Genomic DNA, 17,161 nt, shown 5'->3' with positions numbered 1-17,161 from the left:
ACGATTATTAAGTTTACAAACAGTGTCGTCGGAGTGGAGAATTTATTTAGCTAAATTATGTATTTAAACTCATAATTTAGCTAATCAACAGGTCTAGATCTTTTCCTGTTATTCTGATATAGCGAAGAAGGAGCGATTGAATAACGGGAGTTTATCCAGTTATTTCTGCGGGCAAGCTTATTTATCTGCTGTTTAGTTGAACTCATGATTCTAATACGGGGATAAGGAGAGTTCGCCATTGCGGAAAAGTTTGGGCTTCTAGCGGCTAATGCTCGCGAGCACTGTTCACTATTACTAATCATCAGTGCTTCTCACCGGCACCGGGAACCAGCACTAGCACCAGCATGACTCATCGGCACCAGACGTCAGCATGACTCACCAGCACCAGACGTCAGCACGACTCATCAGCGCCAGACATCAGCATGACTTACCAGCACCAGACAGCACTATGGCTCACTATCACTGCTCACCAACACCACTCACAGCAACTCACCAGCACTTTAACCAACTTATCCCTATCGCCACTTCCTAACCTTACTCCCGGATATTTTTCAAATAAAAGATCGCAATCTGCGTGCGGTCGCGAAGGCTGAGCTTGCTGAGGATATCGGTGATGTAGTTCTTGACGGTACCTTCGCTCAGGAATAAGGTACTGGCAATCTCCTTATTGGAGTGACCTTCGGCGATGGAAGCGACGATAGCTTGTTCGGCTTTGGTTAGCCCGTAAGCTTCGAGGTATTGCGCGGGTGTAGTTTCCTGTTGTGCCGCGGGCTTAAGGAAGGTAGCCAGCTTGCGGGCAATATCGGGATGGATGAGCATGTTGCCTTCATGTACAGTTTTGATCCCCTGAATAATGCGGTCCGGCGGAATGTTTTTGAGCAAATATCCCTGCGCTCCGTTCCGCAGAGCCTCGATAATGTATTCGTCATCGTCGAAGGTGGTCAGCATCAGCACTGCAATCGGTGGATAGCTTTCCTTGATTAGTCGCGTGCCTTCAACGCCTCCACAGCCGGGCATACGAATATCCATCAGAACCACATCTGCTGCGAGTCCCCCCGACAGCAGAGTCATTGCTTCATTTCCGTCACCCGCTGTTCCAACTACCTCTATATTGCCGTCCATGCCCAGCAGCACCTTCAGGCTCTCGCGGATAAAAGAATCGTCGTCAACAATCAGAACTTTGATCATAATGTTCAGCAGGCCTCCTTTATTTTTTGATTTCTATGCAAAATCCTCTAGTTGTTTGGGCAAGCACTGATGATGTGCCAAACCTCAGTTTATACAGCTATAGTATTTCAGACTGTTTATATACAGGAAGCCGGGTGATCAGGGTAAACTCCGGTTCCAGCCGGAGCTCCAAGGTGCCCCCGACCAGGGAGGTCCGCTCCTCCATGCCTTTTAGCCCCATGCCACCTCTGTTCTGCAATAAGTTCTTATCATGGGGCAGCAGGCCATTGTTGCTAATTGCCATGGTCACCTCGCTCGGGGAATAGCCGAGCTTGATGGAAATCGCTGTGGCTTTGCCATGTCGCAGCCCATTAGTGATAGCTTCGCGCGCATTTTTATAGAGTACGATTTGCAGGCTTGGGTAGAGCTGAAATGGCATACCTTCCACCTTGTAGGAGGTGACAATACCGGTATCCCGGCCCGTCTCCTCCAGCAGCCGGTCCAGTGCATAAGCACCTTCGAGCTGGGGTGCGTAGTTAATACGCCTAACGGCTGCGCGCATATCATCCAAGCTGGACGAGAGCTGGTCACGAATCTGGACCATGAGGGCCATTCCAGTGTCCGGGGAGGAAGGAAGTGTATGAATGGCTGCTTCCATCATCATTTTAACCCGAATCAGACGGTGTCCAATATCATCATGTAATTGGCGGGCGATTCGTACTCGTTCTTCGGATTGGGCGGTATTCTCAACCTGGGCAGCGAATTGCTGCAGCCGGGTTCGGGCCTCATCCAGCTCGAAATGCCGCTTGCGCAGCTCATCGTAAAGAAACAGAGTTTCGGCTTGGCCATGCATGGCCCGGCGCAACAGTACCATGAGACAAGCAGCCAGCAGGAAGGCGAGATTAATAGAAGCTATCGTAAGCTGAGAGCTGGAATGAAAGGCAGCGTTAAGGGCAATCAAGTGCACCGCAGTAAAGACCGTCGGCACAGACCGCGGCTGAAACTGTGAGTAGAGCAGGAGGGACGACATAGCGGGAAAGATCATCAAAGGGCCGTACTGACTGCACAGCCAAGCTGTTAGTAACATCTCGATACCACTGAGCAATGTCCGAAAGGCCAGAGGCATACGTCCTTCCATCACAACCAGTAACAGAAGAATCAGCAGATGCAAAGTGAATAGCTCGTAATCGGCATATTCCTGTATATGCATCGTTATCAGCGCAGGGATCACAATAAGTCCGTAACGCAGTAATGTTAACTCTCGATTCACGGCGGTGCCTTCCTTTGTCATAGATTCATGTATATGTTCTTCGCTTATTATGTTATTTTCTTTTGTTTATGCTATATAGCATAGCATATGGACTGTGAATTTCAGGAGATGACTTTTGTCACCTTCATAAAGTGACCTTCCGTACCTTACCTTCCATACTTCCCGCGATACAATAAAGCCATAACAGTTTGAACTGACAGGAGAGATGAAGCATGGCACTTGCGGTACTGACTGATGTAGTGAAACGATATGATGGAAAATTGATAGTGGACCACTTGAACGTCAGCATTCAGGAGGGAGAAATTTTTGGCTTGCTAGGTCCGAACGGCGCAGGAAAAAGCACGACCATCAGCATGCTCTGCGGTCTCTTGTCTATGGATGGTGGCAGCATCGAGGTGGACGGAATTTCGGTAACGGCAAATCCCCTTGAGGTGAAACGAAGAATCGGGCTGGTGCCGCAGGATCTTGCACTCTATGATGTCATGACGGCTGCGGAGAATGTGACGTTCTTCGGTAAACTATACGGACTGCGCGGCAAGCTGCTGAAGGAACGTGTGGAAGAGGCACTGGCCTTTACCGGGCTCAGTGATCGGGCGAAGGATAAGCCGTCTTCCTTTTCCGGGGGGATGAAGCGCAGATTGAATATTGCCTGTGCTATTATGCATCGTCCGCGGTTGATTATTATGGATGAGCCGACCGTGGGTATTGATCCCCAGTCACGCAATCATATTCTGGAATCGGTCAAGACGCTGAACCAATTGGGGTCGACGGTGATATATACCAGTCATTACATGGAAGAGGTAGCGGCTATTTGCGACCGGGTAGCGATTATGGATAAAGGCCATATCATCGCTTGCGGAACAGAGAAGGAGCTGCGGGAGAGGGTGGCTCGTGAAGAGAAAATCGTGATCCACGCAAGCAATATCAGCCCTGGACTGATCCAGGAGCTTGGCCTACATCCTCGGGTCAACCGGGTAGAGGTCAAGGAGAATGTTGTGAATATATATCTGCCTTCCTCTCAAGGGGAGCTTCAAGATATTTTGTTTATTTTCGCCAAACACGAAGGAATTATTGCTTCTCTGCATGTCGATGAGCCTAATCTGGAGACGTTGTTCCTGAGCTTGACCGGACGGTCGCTACGGGACTAATGGAGGTGGGGAATAGAATGAATACTTGGACCATTATGACTTATGAGCTGCGCCGCCTGTTCCGCTCGCGTTCGCTCCTGATAAACCAATTTCTGTTACCCCTGGTGCTGATCTTTATTCTGGGAACCTCGTTATCCGGAATGGTAGGTGATCAAGGGGGCCAAACCATTCATCCTGTCCGAGTAGGTGTGGTTAATCAACCGTCTAAGAATTTAGCGGAGTCTTCACTGGTGGATAGCTTTCTCAAAACGCCGGAGCTGCATGATGTGATCATTCCTGCAGCTGTGCCCAGCCGTGAGGCGGCAGAGAGCGGGTTGCGAACTGGAAAATACGGATATGCTGTCATCGTGCCGCCAGATTTTGATCTGAAGGTTGAGCGCGGAGAACAAGCCCGTCTGGAGTTTATCCTTGGCAAGGATCATACCGATAATCTGGTGGCGGGAACCGTGTTCGATAACTTTGTTAATCGTGTTAATGATATGCAGGCGACAGCCCTGATTTTGGGACCGGACAGCTTAGCCGCGTACCCGGCCTCAGGCTCGGACACTCAACCTGTCATCAAAATGAGTAAACTTGGGGCGGATAATGGTTCATATAGCGCCTCCCAGTTCTATGCAGCATCCATGCTGCTGATGTTCCTACTCTACTGTGGATTGACCGTGAATGTATCCTTGTTTAATGAAAAAGAGCAGAATACACTGTATCGATTGGGTTCCATGCCCGTTAAGGGTGCTCAGCTCTTCATTGGAAAAATGCTTGGTGTAGGTGCAGTCGCAATCGTGCAATGTTTGGCTATTATTGGTTTGTCTCACTGGCTGTTCGGGGTATATTGGGGTAACCGTCCGGCCATGCTGCTGCTCTTCTGTCTGCTGATGATTATAGCGTCCATGACCTTGTCTATCGTGGTGTCCATGTTCTTCAAAAGCGGAGCCAGTGCCCGTAGTGTGATCACTTTGCTTACGGTCTGCATGACCTTTCTTAGTGGAGGGATGTCGCCGCTTCCCGACTCCTGGGTTAATTCTGTGGGCAAATTCACGATTAACCACTGGGCGATGCAGTCCATTCTGCGGATGATGCTTCAGGAGAATATATCCAAAATCCTGCCCAATCTGCTCGTGATGTCCTTGATTTGCTTCGTTTTGTTCGGTGCGGCTTTGCTCTCATACCGGAAGGTGGGATATCATGCATAACATCATGACGATTGCCTTAAGCATGGTCAAGCGAACGATTGGCTCCCGGTCCGGGCTACTGATCTATATTGCTCTCCCTTGTATTGTTGTGTCCCTCGTCATTTCCATCATGGGGGGTTACAGCGTTGAAGTCCCTGTGGTGCTGTACGCCAACCAGGATAGCGGTGCAGGTGGTCGCCATGTCATTGCAGAACTTGCTGCTACCGGAGATTACAAACTGGTGCAGACTTCTGGGGAAGCAGAGCTGAAGGCCAAGGTCATCGATCAAAAAGGTGCGGCCGGCCTACTCATACCGTCCGGATATACGGAAGACCTGCTGGCTGGCAAGCAGCCGCAGATCAGCTACTATGAGCTGAAAATCTCAGAGACCTCCATCATGTTCAAACGTAAAGCCGGTGAAATTGCTGAAAGAATGAGCGGCACAGCGGAAGTATTACGGTCTGCGGGTGCAGCCGACAGCATGAAGTCCAGGTTCTCGGCAGTGCTGCAGCAATCAGAGCAACACAATATCGGCAGCAAGCGCACGGATTATAATCTGTATCCGCGGATTGAGCTGTTGAACGTTACGGGGTTCACACTGCTGTTTCTGATGGGGCTTGTGACAAGTTCTGTCTCTATTATTGTCAAAGACCGCAGGGACCACATCATGATGAGAATGTTCAGTGCTCCTGTGCGTGCATACGAGATTGCCATAGGTAATTTTCTGGGTAGCTTTCTGGTCGGGGTAATTCAGATTATTGCTCTGCTGACGGTGACACGTGGGGTGCTGGGTTATAATTTTGGCTTTCCTCTGTATCTGTTCTTCCTGGTTTTAGCTGCTTTTATGCTTGTGTCCATGGGGATTGCTAGCACTGTGTCAGGACTAATCCGCAACCAGAACAACACGGGCATGCTGAATGCCCTTATTCTTACACCGACCTCTATGCTCGGAGGATGCTTCTGGCCGCTCTCTATTATGCCAGGTTACATGCAAAAGATCGCCAACTTTGTACCGCAAAAATGGGCGATGCAAGCGGTCGAGGTTGCCGCCGCAGGAGGTGGCTGGTCCGAATTATGGCTGCCCTTCGCCATCTTGGGTCTTATGGCAGCCATACTGTTAGCGATTGGCTCCGCTACGCTCCGCCCCAATGAGGCGGGAAGCGGAGCGTAGCATGTACTGACAACTCCAAGCCTATAGTTCACTAACCGTTTCTCCCGAGAATAGCTCTTGGGAGAAACGGTTTTTTATTTTGAAGAAACAGGAAATTAAGGGTTTGACTTTTTAGATCTACAAATGTAATATTATCTTTAAACTTAGAATTACACTTGTAGATTCAAGCGACAGAGGAGGCAAAACATATGAGCCCTGTACCCAAAATATCCGAATCAGAATGGGAGATTATGAAGATTATTTGGAGTGATCACCCCATCACAGCTGAGCATATTGCCGCCATGCTTCCGGACGATATTGAGTGGAGCGAGCAGACCGTGCGTACGTTTATCACAAGGCTGCTGAAAAAGAAAGCCATCGGTTACAACAAGGAAGGACGAACCTATCATTACTATCCGCTGGTTTCTGAGAAGGAATGTGTGAAGGCAGAGAGCCAGTCTTTTCTGCAGCGGGTTTTTGGCGGAGCAGCAGATTTGATGGTGACAAATTTTTTGGAAGAGGCTGTATTGTCCGAGCAGGAGATTGAAGAGCTGCAGCGGATTCTCACCGAGAAGAAAGAGCGTAAAGGGAACGACTCAACCGGTGGTCAAGGATGAACGTATTCTATTCAGGCTTTTTCGCCCTGATGGAGTCCACAGTTGCCGCCAGTGTCGTTATTCTCCTTATTCTGCTCATTCAGTCAGTGTTTCGAAAGGTGCTTAGTGCCCGTATTCGCCACCTGCTGTGGCTGCTTGTGATTATTCGTCTGCTGGTGCCGGTATTTCCGGAGAGTAGCTTGAGTCTCTTCCACGTGCTGGATTATGGCCGTACGCTTCATGAGAAGCTGTGGTACCAGGGAGAACGGGCGGAGCTAGAAACGACAGGACCTTCTCAGCAGCTCTTCAAGAGGCTTCCTCAATCAGGTGTTACGGAAGGAGCGAATGCCGTCCCGTCAGAAGTGGGAGAGCAGTTATCGTCTAAAAGTTTTACAGAGGGTGCAGCAGCCGGCACCGTACCTCTCGTGCTTAGAATTGTAACCATTATCTGGTGCATAGGGATGATCGTGCTTTTGCTTAATCTGTTACTTTTCATGGGATGGATGGCCCGTCTGCGCAAGCAATTGCTTCCGGTAAGCGATCCCGGTGTGCTAGCAGTTCTGGACGAAGCCCGACGCAACTTCAAGATAGCCAAGAATATACCGCTCTATACTGGGCACTCCACTCTAAGTCCTTACTTATCGGGGCTGCTGCGACCGTGGATTTATATCCCGGAGCAGGCTATCCACCAGATGGACGCTTCTCAGCTGTATCACATTCTGGCCCACGAGCTTGCACACTACAAGCGGAAGGATATGCTGTGGAATTATCTTGGGAGTCTTGCCGCTGCTATCCACTGGCCGAATCCGTTGATCTGGGTAGCGATGCGTCGGATGAAGGCGGACAGGGAACTGGCCTGTGATGCTTACGTGCTGGAGAAGGCGGGAGAAGAAGAGGCTGTGGCCTATGGAATGACCATGATTATTTTTATGAAGAATTACTCTACTGATGGGCGCCCACGGGCATTACTCTATTACTCTAACTCCCGCCAGCGGCAAGAGCTTGTTAGGAGGATTTCCATGATTAGCTCATTTAAAAAGGGGTCCTACAAGATCTCCGTAACCGCACTCTTATTCATATTAATCTTTGGTGCAGTTACACTTACCAATGCTTCAGGAAGCTCTATTCCTGCGGGAATTAACGATCCGAAGACCGTTAGTAATGATCTACTGCCAGCTCAAGGCAGCCGAGCGTATAATCGATTGGACAGAGCTGTTAAGGAAGCAGGATTCGCTTTTGAGGTACCAGCTGTGCTTCCTACAGGTTATGGACTGAAGATGGCGCGTCTCTCTGCAGCGGATGCCGATAAAGGCACAGATCTTATAAATAGTGTTGCCCTATTTTTTGACGCTGGCAGTGGGAAATACAGGACTGGAGAATTTACCCTGGAGGCGTTAAAACAACTTCCAAGTAAGGGGAAATATACTCTTGAAGACATGGCAGAGAAGGTGAAGCAACGAATTAATGTTTTTCGTGATAATAAAGCTCAAATACAAGAACAACAAATCGTAGTGGGTAATTTAAATGTTCTCCAGATTCATGCTACTACGGATAATCGTTTGAAAGATATTTTTTATTTGTGGGAGCGTAATGGGATTGGTTATAAACTGGACCTAGGTGGTGCTTCGCTGTCTGAAGAGCAATCGGAATCATTAATTGCTTCTATGAAGCTGCCTGATGAGCGGATGAAAAATACTTACATCAATAAAGATCTGCTGATTGTTGATATCCTCGACATGGAAGACCTGGAGCTGACAGCTTCAGCGATTGGTTTTACACCTAAATTCCCCTTGAAAGTATTAAACTATAAGCTTGAACGTGCCAATGAGACCAGCAAAGTCAATTTTAGTTATCCGGAGAACGAACAAGACGCGTTATCACGAGTAATTTATAACAGATATGTAGATAACGAATCAGCGGATAAAGAGCATCCGGAACAGTTCACTTTTACACAGATCAAGGATAATGGACAGTATGCAAAAATAAAGAATAATGGGCAAGCGCTCTTCTATCGAATCGATCGTGGTCAGGTAAAGGTACCGGTAGCTCCGATCATGGTGGACGGTCAAGAAGTATTGCGGACAGACCCCTATAAAGTTGACGGAGAGCTAAGCACACCAGATGAGCCTGATTTTATCAGCTACTTCTGGCTGGAACAGGGCGTATGCTACCAAGCTGTATTTCGCAACGCACAAGTACAGAATCAACAAGACATTGTAGCTGCATTGATTCAAACCCAGCCGATGATTCTTGAATAGGTAAGATGCTAACGCATAAGCACCATGGGCAGACATCACCGCAAGCTCATGTTATAATAAATCTACAATAACTCAATTGCATATCTTATTGTTTTTTGGAGGAGCCTGTCACCAAGGGCTCCTCTTTGTCTTTTTTAGGACATCATTAATATTACAGGAGGGGCTCAGGCAGAGAGAAAAAGGAGTGGAAGAAACCATGCAATTTATTCTTTATTTGATGTTGATTTTGTTGTTTACCAAGTTGGCCGGGGATTTATCTGTAAGGCTGGGACAACCTGCTGTCCTGGGCAAGCTGATAATCGGGATTGTGCTAGGACCTGCGGTGCTGGGTTGGGTGCAGGATGGGGACTTTATTCATTATATGTCGGAGATAGGCGTGCTATTGCTGATGTTTATTGCAGGTCTCGAGACGGATCTGGAGCAGCTCCGCAAGAACTGGAAATCGGCCTTTGCTGTGGCCGTTGGCGGGATCATATTACCCTTTGCAGGTGGTTTTGCTATAGGGGAATGGTTCGGTTTTGCTGACCATAATGCCTTGTTTATGGGGGTTATTTTGAGCGCCACCTCAGTGAGCATCTCTGTTCAGGTGTTGAAGGATATGAATAAGCTGAATTCAGGCGAGGGCTCAACCATACTCGGCGCTGCTGTAGTCGATGACATTCTGGTGGTGATTTTATTGGCCGTGCTGATGAGCTTTTTCGGTACAGGGTCGGGAGTGTCTATCGGACTTCTTATTGGTAAAAAGGTGCTGTTCTTTGCCGTCGCCATCATCGCGGGTGCCTTCCTTGTTCCAAGGCTGATGAAATGGCTGGCCCCGCTTAGAGTTACTGAGGCTACGATTACTGCAGCGCTCGTGATCTGCTTTGGCTATGCATACTTTGCTGAGCTGCTCGGAATGGCCGGGATTATTGGCGCTTTTGCAGCTGGCATTGCCATTGCCCAAACTTCATTCAAGCATACAGTAGAGACCAAGATTGAACCCATTGCGTACTCCATTTTTGTACCGGTGTTCTTTGTAAGCATCGGATTAAACGTAACTTTTGCTGGTGTAGGAGGACAGATTGGGTTTGTTGTATTGCTCACGGTTATTGCCATTCTCACTAAAATGCTGGGTGGAGGCCTTGGAGCACGCTTGACCGGCTTTAACGCGCGTTCTTCAGCAATTATCGGTGCAGGTATGATTTCACGGGGAGAGGTTGCCTTAATTATAGCGGCTACTGGACTGCAAAACGGGCTGCTACACCCGGAGTATTTCACATCGGTAATCATTGTGGTGATTGTAACAACACTCGTTACTCCACCGCTGCTGAAATACATGTTTCATGATCCAGAGAAAGTGGAGGATGAGTAAACGTAACTGTGAATAAATGCATATAAATGTTATAATTAAGTATCTTTCACAAAAGGAGCTGGCGTTATGTCCGATGGTCACAACATACCACCGCAGTCTCCGCCAATGGACCCTTATGGGGCCAAAGCGAATTTTGATGTCAATGAAAAGAAATTGCATCTCGAAGGGCCTCCAGGGTTCATAAGACAGGTAACGAATCTGCTGATTCTGGTGGGAATTATCGCATTGATTGTTGTTCTAGTGAGAATTTTTTGACGAGATCTTTAATTTAATCTGGAGAGCGAACGGGTATATGTCCGTTCGCTCTTTGTTGTTAAATAAATCTTTAGATCGATGACCTGCTTAAACCTTGAATCTATCGATTTGACTATGTAATTGTTCAGCCATTTGGGATAGGGAAGAAGCAGAGGAGAAGATTTCTTCCATAGAGGCTAGTTGCTCCTCTGTTGAAGTGGAGATTTCTTGAAGGCCTGAAGCGGATTCATGAGCGATCGTAGATATAAATTCCATTAAGTTGTTGATTTGTTCTGAACTTGCAGACATCTCTTCAGCAGCAGCAGCAACTTCTTGAATTTGAGTTAATACTCGTTGTACCGATTGATCGATATGTTCAAATGATGTGCCCGCCATATGTACTACAAGAATACCTTCATCTACTTCTTGTATACCAGCTTCCATAGATTGCGCTGCATCTTGTGTTTCCTGTTGTACGTTTAAGATTAGATCGGCAATCTGGCGTGAAGACTGGGAAGATTGTTCAGCGAGGTTTCGAATTTGACTTGCCACTACTGCAAATCCTCTGCCCTGTTCTCCTGCCCGTGCGGCTTCAATTGAAGCGTTTAATGCCAGCAAGTTTGTTTGTGCGGCGATACCGGTAATCATTTTAACAATTTCCCCAATGTCTTGGGATCTCTTCTCCAACCTATGAATCACGTTTGATAGATTTTTGATGGTTTGGTGGATGGAGCTCATCTGATCCATCACCCGCTGGATGACCTGGCTGCCTTCAAACGATTTTTCTGCGGCATCAGAGGCAGAGGAGGAGACATTTTGCGCATTGGCAGCAATATGCTGTGCGCCTGAGGACATTTCGTTGACGGCTAGTACACTTTCTCTTACGCTATGAGTCTGTTTATTTGATCCAGTGGCCACTTCTTCTATAAAGATAGCAATTTGTTCTGTCGCTACGTTAGTTTGTTGAGCGCTTGCTGTCAATTCTTCCGAAGCAGCCGCCAAATGCTCGGCGCTTGTAGTGGTTTGAGCAATCAGTTCCCGAAGATTTATCACCATTTGGTTGAAGGACTTAGCTAAATCACCGACTTCATCCCGGTTCTTCGTCTCGATGGCTTTAAGAGTCAAGTTGCCCGAAGCGATTTCTTTGGCAGCGTTTGCTATAGAAACAATGGGTTTGGAAATGATTCTGGAGATAAGGATACCAATAAGAATAGCTAGTAGAAAAGCTATGATACTAATAATCATTATCACTCTTTTGATGGAATCGACCATCGTTGAATTGTTTTGGGCCTCCTTATCAACTATCTTTTGCTGTCTGTCAGCAATATTATTCGCAAGCTCCTGCATATCCCGACCAATCTGGAGTACATTGGTAGAGGCCTTTATTCCGGCTTCTTTATTTGAATCTATTAATGCGGTAACCTCGGTGGCAGCTGTGTTAAATTGTTGGTTCAGTTCCTGTAATTTTTGAATGTCTTTTTTATCGATATCCAGCCGTACCATAGTTAAAGTAGTGGTCGCCAGTTCTGACATTTTCCCATTCACATCATGCAGCTTATCAAGCTGCTCTTTGTTCTGGTTGAGCATATAATCTCTTAAACTACTCATTTGCTGTATAGATTCTGCTCGGATATCTTTGGAATTAGCTAAAATCTTCTCACGTCTGTCAACAAGATCTGTGTAAGAATCGTCAATCTCCTGTAAATAGTAAAAGGATATGAAACTGATAAATCCTAAAAATATTGCAATAATTAAAAAACCAGTTAATATTTTGTTGCTGATACTAAACCTCATAAGTCATCCCCTTTTGACATCAGTTATTCACCACAATTCGACAATAACACGATTTTCCATTAATGAGAAGCCATTTTTAGTGGGTTGTTATCTGAAATTAACAATGAATTTTTATACATAACATACATTCGCATTAACGAAAAAAATGAGATATTAGGCCTAGTTTAATGATTGTTATGGGCCTAATATTAACAGGAGTTCTAGTTGTATACGTTCCTGGTCGGACTTTATCCAAAAAATAGATAGAAATAAATGGTTCAAATCACTATAATATAGACGATTATTGCCTTGGTTTACCTAATGAAGAAGATTTTATATCTTGGGGTGCTAGCCAGCTATTCAAGTTTTCGCAGATCAAATTGATCAAACACGGGGAGATATTAGGATGTACAAACAAACAAGCAAGATATTGGCGACATTATTGTCAGCCAGCATGATTTGGGGGAGCCTGGCCTTCGCGGCGGCGCCGGTGGGAACAACAGACAGTGACAAGCAAAGCCAGGTGACATGGTCTGATACCAAGGGACATTGGGCTAAGGAAGCTATCGACCGTTGGAGCGCACGGGGAATAGTAAATGGGACCGCGGCAGATAAATTTGAGCCTGAACGTGCAGTAACCCGTAGTGAGTGGGTAGCGCTGCTCAATCGCATTTTCCAGTTACAATCGGGTGAGAAGACAGCTTTCAAGGATGTGCCGGAGGATAAGTGGTTTGCCACTGATGTAAGTACTGCGGTCTATGGCGCGTATATTCAGGGCTTCCCAGATGGGACTTTTAGGCCGACAGCTACATTGAGCCGTGCAGAAGCAGCTGTGTCGATAACGAGATTGCTAAAGCTGCCAGCAGTAGCTTCCGGGGTTACGTTTGCAGATCAGGAACATATCAAAGACTGGAGTAAGGACGCGATCAATGCGGTCGTGGGGCAGGGGATTCTCACAGGCTATGGCAATCATACCTTCCAGCCGGACAAAGCGTTAACCCGTGCGGAAGCAGTGGCTCTGGCAGATCGTGCGGTGAAATACTACGGTGACTGGTACGGTGAAGCCGGAACCTATGGTCCAGCCACTGGACTGGATCAGGCCAAAGGCAACGTTATTATTAACGCGCCGGGCATTAGTCTGAAGAACACCGAGATCAAAGGTGATTTGATTATCGGTAAGGGTGTTGGTTCTGGGGATGTTTACCTCAACAATATCAAGGTCAAAGGAAAGGTATATATCTATGGCGGTGGTAAGAACAGTATCCATCTGCAGGATAGTGTAGTTGTCAAGATCATCATCGATAAAAAAGAGGGTACCGTCCGGTTAGTAGCTGAAGGGAACTCCACAGTGCAGGAAGTCGCTATGAATACCAGTGCCATCCTGGATGTGTCCCAAGGTGTTAGTATTAACCGGGTCTCATTGACCGAGAATCTGCCGCCCAACAGCATTGTAAGTCTTACAGGCTATTTCAATACAGTGGATGTAGAGGCTTACAGCATTACTCTCCAGATTCCTTCAGGAAGTGTAAAAGAGTTGAACGTGGCTAAGCAGGCAGGGGACGCTACTCTTGAGGTCTCCAAGGAATCTTCCATCCTGTCCATGGTGCTGAATGCTTCAGCCAAGGTTATAGGTCTGGGCAGCATCCAGAATAGTGTCGTTAATGCGCTCGGGATTTCTTTTGAAAATAAACCGGAAAACCTTACTCTGGGCAGCAGCGTGCCTGCCGATCTCACTGTAAGCATCGGAGGAGCGCCAGGAGCTACAATAGCTCCAAAGGCATCATCTACGCCAGCTCCGGCAGCAACGCAGGTTCCGGTTCAGGCCGGTGGCGGAGCTGGAGGAGGTGGAGGAACTGGCGGCATTCCTGAAAGTACACCAACCCCTGTTCCGACGGCAACACCGGTAGCGACATCGACACCAACAAGTACACCAGCTCCAGTGTCCACAGCGACGGCGACACCGGAAAACACGGAAACTCCTGTGTTCACAGCGACACCGAAACCGTCGAATACGCCGATACCTTCGGCGACACCGGCAAGCACGGAAACTCCTGTACCCACAGCAACACCGTTACCAGAGTGGACACCGGGCCCAAGTCCTAGTGCAGCACCAAGCTCGATGCCAACATTTGGACCAATACCAACACCAACACCAACACCAGCGCCAACGCCGGAAGCAACAATGACTCCGGAGCCAACAAATATTCCTACGGAGCCTGATAACTTTATTAAATTGGATAAACGACACGTTGGGGTTGGAGAAGCTGTTTATTTTACAACAAATCTTGATTATGATGTATATCTTGTAAGTACAAAAGTTTCCAAATATAAGGATGCACTTGAACAGGCTGTACAAAATGGTGAAGGGATTAAGAAACATGTGAAGGCGGGGGAACGGAATTACTTTGATACAAGTAGTCTTAAGAATGTTGGCTTCCCTCAGAACCATCTGTTTAATATTATTGCCTACGATGACAATGGGTATAGAGGTTATGTGTCGTTAACTATTCTTAATGAAAATGAGCCGCTCCTGGACAAGCCTGATGCCGTTCCTTTTTTTGGATATCCCGAATATGAAGTGTGGTTCGTTTATAATCGCAGTGTTTATCTTACTGAGGGACAAAGTCTAGAAAGCATTGTACAGTTCCGTCAAAATAACGGAGAGTTTAAGAGCTTTACTCCCGCTTCAGGCAGGGTTGAGATTATAGGTAATCAGATTCGCATCAAAACGGCTAGCAGCTTGATGAAATACGACAACTTCTATGATTTCAAGCTGATCGCAGGGGCAGTCACAACAGCGAATGGGGAAAAGAACGTCGAGTTTGTCAGTAGTCACCATACCCTGCCCATCAGGTTGTACTTGTTGTCACCAAGGCCACCTATGGGAGAATCGAAGGCGAAAGCCAAAGCTGGTGACATGCTGACATTTAACATTGATGCACCGGGTACCGTTTATTTGGTTCCTTTCATGGAGACCGGCCCCCAAGCTGACTATGATAAAATAGTTACAGAAAATCGGGGAATGAAAATGGAGGTTGACGCTTCCAAAGTAAATCAGCCCGTAAGACTACAAATAACAGCCTTATCGCCAGGAGACTATTATTTGGGAACAAAGTATGGTTTAGGCGCGGTTATAACTGTTGAAGAATAGATAGAACTGCTGATATTGTATGACAAAAGCTCCCAGCCGTTTATTAGACGGCGCGGGAGCTTTTCTTGTTTTCGTATATACCTGCATAAGTTCGTTATTTGCCCTGTAGTTGGCGCAGCACGATAATCTCTACGCGGCGGTTCTTCTGCCGTCCGGCTTCGGTGGAATTGTCGGAGGCCGGGCGCGTATCGCCATAACCTGCGTACTGGAATGTACTTGGGTTCAGCCCTTCTTTGTCCACAAAGTAGCGCAGTACAGAAAGGGCCCGTGCCCCGGACAACTCCCAGTTGTCGCTATAACGGGATAGCTTCGAGAGGGGCATGTTGTCGGTGTGGCCTTCAATGCTTATAGTAGCGCCTATTCCGTGGAATAGACCCGAAAGCTGCTTCAACGCTGGAAGAGCAGGGGCTTTAAGCGCTGCATTGCCGGGATCGAATAGAAAACGGTCACTGAGTGTGATCGCGATGCCCTGAGGCTTATCAGCCACAAAGATTTGGTCGCCCAGATTGTTGTCCTGTACGTATTTGGTGATCACGCCCATCAGTTCGGCAAGCCGGGCCTCTTGTTCACGGAAAGCCAGCTCTCGCTCCGAAGGTTTCAGGTTGTCCGGCTTCGTTGGCGATGGTCCTTCACTGGCTTGGGCTCCGCCTGCATTCTGTCCATTTCCCGGAGCTGGACCTTGGGAGCTGCCTGGCTGCTGCTGTGTGCCTGGGCTTGTGCCGTTTATTCCTTTTTGCCCATCCAGAAGGCCGTTGCCTCCGTCTAGCAAGGAACTCCCGGTCTTAAAGGTATGGGACAAGGAGCCGGTGACGACATTATACTTCTCGGTGTCCAGGCTGCTCATAGCATAAAGCACGACGAAAAAAATAAGTAGCAGCGTAATAAGGTCTGCATAAGTGATCATCCAGCGGTCACGGCTGTCCTGTTCGGTTCTTCTCTGCTTCCGGCGATTTCGCTGTCTCATGAATTGCCTCTTGTACGAATGAACTCAGTGGGAGTTGAGTCATCAATGAAGGAATTCATCTTCTTACGCACTAGTTGCTGATGCTCCCCGTTACGAAGAGCCAGGATACCCACAAGCAGCATCTCCATAACATGTAGTTGCTCCTGGCTGCGGGATTTGATCTTGGAGGCAATGGGTAGAAAAATAAGATTCGCGCTGGCAACCCCATACAGTGTTGCCGTAAAGGCGACCGCGATGGCGGGACCTAGACTTGAAGGATCAGTCAGACTTCCCAGCACGTGAATCAAACCCATGACTGTACCGATAATACCCATAGTAGGTGCATAGCCCCCGGCTGCTTCAAAAATCTTGGCATAGCTTTCATGTTTGGCCTCCAGAGCGTCCATCTCCAGCTCCAGGATTTGCCTGACCTGCTCGGGGTCGGTCCCGTCGATCATGAGCTGCAGGCCTTCACGGGTGAAGGGATCAGGATGCTCCTCAGCTCTTTTCTCCAGGGCAAGAACCCCGTTGCGCCGGGTAATCGCAGCCATCGCAATGATTTCCTCAGCTTTCTCTTCATTGTTTCCGACGTTTTTGCCAAAAGCCAGCGATAGCGCTGCAGGAAGGGTTCGTAATTTGGATGCCGGAAAGCTGATCAGTATGGCTGCAAGCGTTCCTCCAAAAACAATGAGGGCGGCGTTCGGCTGTAGCAGGCCAGAGAGGCTTCCACCTTCCCAGAAGAAGCCGCCGACCATGGCGGCAAGTCCGGCTACGATGCCAATAATTGAAGTGATATCCATGCTGCATGCTCCTTAAGTTTCTATATATTATGGTTTGCAACGTTACCGTCAACATTGTATAATGAACGGGAACAAGTATTCTTATCTTCCAAATTTTATCACCATCGTATGAAGAGCTTATTTTCAGATAACAATAATATATTAATATATT

The 17,161-nt window shown here is 47.5% G+C and carries 13 protein-coding genes; 8 read left to right on the top strand and 5 right to left on the bottom strand.

The window, feature by feature from the left end; all coding sequences use genetic code 11:
* Window positions 1–534: 534 nt before the first annotated feature.
* Both AC3Y23_RS28005 and AC3Y23_RS28000 read right to left on the bottom strand, forming a co-directional pair.
* Window positions 535–1,188, bottom strand: a complete 654-nt coding sequence (locus AC3Y23_RS28005; RefSeq protein ID WP_379205367.1) for a response regulator transcription factor — start codon at window positions 1,186–1,188, stop codon at window positions 535–537.
* 97 nt (window positions 1,189–1,285) lie between these two features.
* Window positions 1,286–2,458: a sensor histidine kinase gene (locus tag AC3Y23_RS28000; RefSeq protein WP_379205365.1), complete on the bottom strand. Its 1,173-nt coding sequence runs from the start codon at window positions 2,456–2,458 to the stop codon at window positions 1,286–1,288.
* Between the two features lie 191 nt (window positions 2,459–2,649).
* Here AC3Y23_RS28000 and AC3Y23_RS27995 point away from each other — a divergent pair, with 191 nt between their 5' ends.
* The 7 genes from AC3Y23_RS27995 (at window position 2,650) to AC3Y23_RS27965 (ending at window position 10,364) form a co-directional block, all read left to right on the top strand.
* Window positions 2,650–3,585: an ABC transporter ATP-binding protein gene (locus tag AC3Y23_RS27995; protein ID WP_379205362.1), complete on the top strand. Its 936-nt coding sequence runs from the start codon at window positions 2,650–2,652 to the stop codon at window positions 3,583–3,585.
* A gap of 17 nt (window positions 3,586–3,602) precedes the next feature.
* On the top strand, window positions 3,603–4,775 hold the full coding sequence (locus tag AC3Y23_RS27990) for an ABC transporter permease (RefSeq protein ID WP_379205360.1): 1,173 nt from the start codon (window positions 3,603–3,605) through the stop codon (window positions 4,773–4,775).
* Window positions 4,768–5,925, top strand: coding sequence for an ABC transporter permease (locus AC3Y23_RS27985; protein ID WP_379205357.1), 1,158 nt, complete (start codon window positions 4,768–4,770; stop codon window positions 5,923–5,925). Before AC3Y23_RS27990 ends, AC3Y23_RS27985 begins: the two co-directional genes overlap by 8 nt.
* Window positions 5,926–6,113: 188 nt before the next feature.
* The gene (locus AC3Y23_RS27980) at window positions 6,114–6,521 is read left to right on the top strand and encodes a BlaI/MecI/CopY family transcriptional regulator (RefSeq protein ID WP_379205355.1); all 408 of its coding nucleotides are present in this window, start codon (window positions 6,114–6,116) and stop codon (window positions 6,519–6,521) included.
* A complete protein-coding gene (locus AC3Y23_RS27975) occupies window positions 6,518–8,758 on the top strand; it encodes a M56 family metallopeptidase (protein ID WP_379205353.1) in 2,241 nt (746 codons plus the stop codon). The genes AC3Y23_RS27980 and AC3Y23_RS27975 overlap by 4 nt, the downstream gene beginning before the upstream one ends.
* Window positions 8,759–8,954: 196 nt before the next feature.
* Entirely contained in the window at window positions 8,955–10,109 is a 1,155-nt protein-coding gene (locus AC3Y23_RS27970; RefSeq protein WP_379205350.1) for a cation:proton antiporter, read from the top strand.
* 66 nt (window positions 10,110–10,175) lie between these two features.
* On the top strand, window positions 10,176–10,364 hold the full coding sequence (locus AC3Y23_RS27965; protein WP_379205348.1) for a hypothetical protein: 189 nt from the start codon (window positions 10,176–10,178) through the stop codon (window positions 10,362–10,364).
* 87 nt (window positions 10,365–10,451) lie between these two features.
* On the opposite strand, the gene AC3Y23_RS27960 is transcribed toward AC3Y23_RS27965, so the two are convergent.
* The gene (locus tag AC3Y23_RS27960) at window positions 10,452–12,137 is read right to left on the bottom strand and encodes a methyl-accepting chemotaxis protein (RefSeq protein ID WP_379205346.1); all 1,686 of its coding nucleotides are present in this window, start codon (window positions 12,135–12,137) and stop codon (window positions 10,452–10,454) included.
* A 385-nt stretch (window positions 12,138–12,522) separates the two neighbouring features.
* Between AC3Y23_RS27960 and AC3Y23_RS27955 the strand changes: the two genes are divergently transcribed.
* Complete coding sequence (locus AC3Y23_RS27955; RefSeq protein WP_379205344.1) at window positions 12,523–15,267, top strand: S-layer homology domain-containing protein; 2,745 nt, start codon at window positions 12,523–12,525, stop codon at window positions 15,265–15,267.
* A 94-nt stretch (window positions 15,268–15,361) separates the two neighbouring features.
* On the opposite strand, the gene AC3Y23_RS27950 is transcribed toward AC3Y23_RS27955, so the two are convergent.
* Window positions 15,362–16,231, bottom strand: coding sequence for a flagellar motor protein MotB (locus tag AC3Y23_RS27950; protein ID WP_379205342.1), 870 nt, complete (start codon window positions 16,229–16,231; stop codon window positions 15,362–15,364).
* Window positions 16,228–17,010 carry a flagellar motor protein gene (locus AC3Y23_RS27945; protein WP_379205340.1) on the bottom strand — a complete coding sequence of 261 codons (783 nt, stop codon included), beginning with the start codon at window positions 17,008–17,010 and terminating at the stop codon, window positions 16,228–16,230. Before AC3Y23_RS27945 ends, AC3Y23_RS27950 begins: the two co-directional genes overlap by 4 nt.
* Between the last annotated feature and the right edge of the window lie 151 nt (window positions 17,011–17,161).

The sequence above is a fragment of the Paenibacillus sp. MAHUQ-45 genome (assembly GCF_058133325.1).
This window is presented reverse-complemented; position numbering and strand designations above follow the sequence as displayed.

What these genes read in the sequence shown, in the direction of transcription:
- AC3Y23_RS27960 (WP_379205346.1), bottom strand. Translation starts at nt 12,137, where the DNA reads ATGAGGTTTAGTATCAGCAACAAAATATTAACTGGTTTTTTAATTATT.
- AC3Y23_RS27990 (WP_379205360.1), top strand. Translation starts at nt 3,603, where the DNA reads ATGAATACTTGGACCATTATGACTTATGAGCTGCGCCGCCTGTTCCGC.
- AC3Y23_RS27965 (WP_379205348.1), top strand. Translation starts at nt 10,176, where the DNA reads ATGTCCGATGGTCACAACATACCACCGCAGTCTCCGCCAATGGACCCT.
- AC3Y23_RS28000 (WP_379205365.1), bottom strand. Translation starts at nt 2,458, where the DNA reads ATGACAAAGGAAGGCACCGCCGTGAATCGAGAGTTAACATTACTGCGT.
- AC3Y23_RS27945 (WP_379205340.1), bottom strand. Translation starts at nt 17,010, where the DNA reads ATGGATATCACTTCAATTATTGGCATCGTAGCCGGACTTGCCGCCATG.
- AC3Y23_RS27995 (WP_379205362.1), top strand. Translation starts at nt 2,650, where the DNA reads ATGGCACTTGCGGTACTGACTGATGTAGTGAAACGATATGATGGAAAA.
- AC3Y23_RS27955 (WP_379205344.1), top strand. Translation starts at nt 12,523, where the DNA reads ATGTACAAACAAACAAGCAAGATATTGGCGACATTATTGTCAGCCAGC.
- AC3Y23_RS27975 (WP_379205353.1), top strand. Translation starts at nt 6,518, where the DNA reads ATGAACGTATTCTATTCAGGCTTTTTCGCCCTGATGGAGTCCACAGTT.
- AC3Y23_RS27950 (WP_379205342.1), bottom strand. Translation starts at nt 16,231, where the DNA reads ATGAGACAGCGAAATCGCCGGAAGCAGAGAAGAACCGAACAGGACAGC.
- AC3Y23_RS27980 (WP_379205355.1), top strand. Translation starts at nt 6,114, where the DNA reads ATGAGCCCTGTACCCAAAATATCCGAATCAGAATGGGAGATTATGAAG.
- AC3Y23_RS27970 (WP_379205350.1), top strand. Translation starts at nt 8,955, where the DNA reads ATGCAATTTATTCTTTATTTGATGTTGATTTTGTTGTTTACCAAGTTG.
- AC3Y23_RS28005 (WP_379205367.1), bottom strand. Translation starts at nt 1,188, where the DNA reads ATGATCAAAGTTCTGATTGTTGACGACGATTCTTTTATCCGCGAGAGC.
- AC3Y23_RS27985 (WP_379205357.1), top strand. Translation starts at nt 4,768, where the DNA reads ATGCATAACATCATGACGATTGCCTTAAGCATGGTCAAGCGAACGATT.